Annotated in this window: 2 protein-coding genes and 1 pseudogene; all 3 read left to right on the plus strand. The window is 65.5% G+C overall.

Annotation, left to right across the window (positions count from 1 at the left end; all coding sequences use genetic code 11):
* Positions 1-225: pseudogene (locus RMN84_RS11360) on the plus strand (glucose-6-phosphate isomerase); the annotation flags it as partial.
* Positions 222-1,586 (plus strand): glutathione-disulfide reductase, encoded by a 1,365-nt coding sequence (gene gorA, locus RMN84_RS11365; protein ID WP_309612279.1) that lies wholly within the window; start codon positions 222-224, stop codon positions 1,584-1,586. The pseudogene RMN84_RS11360 and the gene gorA, both read left to right, overlap by 4 nt.
* Positions 1,583-2,829 (plus strand): NAD(P)/FAD-dependent oxidoreductase (locus tag RMN84_RS11370; RefSeq protein ID WP_309612280.1); only part of this gene is annotated, 1,247 nt, incomplete at its 3' end. The genes gorA and RMN84_RS11370, both read left to right, overlap by 4 nt.

A 2,829-nucleotide genomic window follows, 5' to 3' on the forward strand; every position in this document is an offset into this window, starting at 1 on the left:
TCCTCGACCATCCTGCTCGACCGGCTCGACCCGCGCACATTGGGCGCGCTGCTCGCTTTCTACGAGCACCGCACTTTCGCCAACGCGGTGCTGCTCGGCATCAACCCGTTCGACCAGTTCGGCGTCGAGCTCGGCAAGCAGATGGCCAAGGCGATCGACGATCCGGCGGAGCGCGCGAAATTCGACCCGTCGACGCGGGCATTGATCGAGAGGGCCGGCCTGTGAGCGACTATAAGAACACGACTGATTTCGATTATGACCTGTTTGTCATCGGTGCCGGTTCGGGCGGCGTGCGCGCGTCTAGGATCGCTGCCGGGCATGGCGCGCGGGCCGCGGTGGCGGAGGAATATCGGGTCGGCGGCACCTGCGTCATCCGCGGCTGCGTACCCAAGAAATTGCTCGTTTACGGCGCCCACTTCGCCGAAGATCTGAACGACGCGGCGATGTTCGGCTGGGACGTGCCGGTCAAAAGATTCGACTGGGCGGTGCTGCGTGACAATGTCGCCGCCGAAGTGACCCGGCTCGAAGGCCTATACGGCCAGACCCTCGCCAGTCACAAAGTCGAGACTTTCCTCGAACGTGCGACCGTCGCCGGGCCGAATACGGTTCGCCTGGCGTCGGGCAAGACCGTCACCGCCGCCAAGATCCTGATTGCTACCGGCGCGCGCCCGTTCATGCCCGAGATCGAGGGCATCGAGCATGCGATCACCTCCAACGAGGTGTTCCTGCTCGAATCGCTGCCGAAGCGCATTGTCATCGTCGGCGGCGGCTATATCGCCAATGAATTCGCCGGCGTGTTCCACCAGTTCGGCAGCCATGTGACGATCGTCAATCGCTCGGACACGATCCTGCGCGGCTATGACGACTCGATGCGCGACCGCTTGCTGCAGATCTCGATCGGCAAGGGTGTCGACTTCCGCTTCAAGGCGAGCTTCGACCGGATCGAAAAGCGCGACGACGGCATGCTCCATCTGGCGATGAACGGCTGCGACGATCTCCAGGCCGACGCCGTGCTGTTCGCGGTCGGGCGCAAGCCCAACATCGAGGGGCTTGGGCTGGAAGAGGCCGGGGTCGAGCTCGGCGAGCGCGGCGAGGTCAAGGTCGACCAGGATAGCCGCACCAGCGTACCGACCATCTTCGCGGTGGGCGATGTCACCGACCGCATCCAGCTGACCCCGGTCGCGATCCGCGAGGGACAAGCCTTCGCCGACGCTCAGTTTGGGTCGGGCGGCACCCCGGTCGATTACGACTGTGTCCCCAACGCGGTCTTCAGCCACCCGCCGATTGCCGGTGTCGGCCTGACCGAAAGCCAGGCGCGCGAGAAATATGGCACGATCAAGACCTTCACCTCGGATTTCCGCGCGATGAAGAACGTCCTCGCCGGCCGCAACGAACGCTCGCTCTTCAAGCTGGTCGTCGACGAGGCATCGGAGCGGGTCGTCGGCATCCACATGATCGGCCCCGACGCGCCCGAAATCCTCCAGGCGGCGGCGATCGCGGTGAAGGCGGGGCTGAAGAAAGCCGACTTCGACGCGACCGTAGCGCTGCACCCAACGATGGCCGAAGAACTGGTTTTGATGCGATGAGCGGCACGGCTGGGACCCACGACGTCGTCATCATCGGGGCCGGCCATAACGGTCTGACTTGTGCCACCTACCTGGCGAAGAAGGGCCTCAAGGTCGCAGTGCTCGAGGCAGCGGACGTCGTCGGTGGTGCGGCGGTGACCGACGAATTCCACCCCGGCTTCCGCAACTCGGCGGCGGCCTACACCGTCAGCCTGCTCAACCCCAAGGTCATCCGCGACCTCGAACTCGAACGCCACGGCCTCAAGGTCGTCCTGCGCAAGATCGACAATTTCCTCCCCGGCGAGCGCGGCCAGTATCTGCTCGGCGGGCGCGACGGGCTGACCCGGGCCGAGCTCGCCCGGCACCATCCCGAGGATGGCCCGGCCTATGACCGCTATGTCGAGCAGCTGGCGACGGTCGTCCCGCTCATCCAGAAATGGCTCCTCAAGGCACCGCCGCAAGTCGGCGCGGGGATCGGCGGATGGCCGTCTTTACTGTCGCTCGGCCGCGACCTCATCGGCCTGTCGACCGAGGAAATCCGCATCCTCCACGACTATGCCACCAAGTCCGAAGGCGATATCCTCGACCGCCATTTCAAGGGCGACCTCGCCAAGGCGCTGTTCGGCTTTGACGGCGTCGTCGGCAATTTCGCCTCGCCCTATTCGGCCGGGACCGCCTACGTCCTGCTCCACCAACTGTTCGGCGAAGCTGCTGGAGTTCCCGGTGCGTGGGGCCATTCCATCGGCGGGATGGGCGCGATCACCCAGGCGATGGCGCGGGCGGCGCGCGAGGCAGGGGTCGACATCCTCGTCAACTCAGCCGTCGACGAAGTTATCGTCGAGAAGGGCCGGGCGGCGGGGGTGATCTCGGGCGGCAAGGCGTGGCGGGCGGGGACCGTCGTCGCCGGGGTCAACCCCAAGCTGCTATTCGACCGGCTGATCCCGAAAGGCGCCGTCAGCGCGCAGGTCGAGGGCCATATGGGCCGCTGGTCATGCGAATCCGCGACCTTCCGCATGAACGTGGCGCTCGACCGGCTGCCGAACTTCACCGTGCTCCCCGGGCGCGGCGACCATCTCACCGCCGGGATCATCATGGCGCCGAACCTGGGCTATATGGACCGCGCCTATCTCGACGCGCGCCAGAACGGCTGGGCAAAACAGCCGATCATCGAGATGCTGATCCCTTCGACCCTCGACGACAGCCTCGCACCTAAGGGCAAGCATGTTGCATCCCTGTTCTGCCAGCATTTCCGCTATGACCTCGG

Source organism: Sphingomonas sp., from assembly GCF_031380695.1.
In the GTDB taxonomy this organism is placed as follows: Bacteria; Pseudomonadota; Alphaproteobacteria; order Sphingomonadales; family Sphingomonadaceae; genus Sphingomicrobium.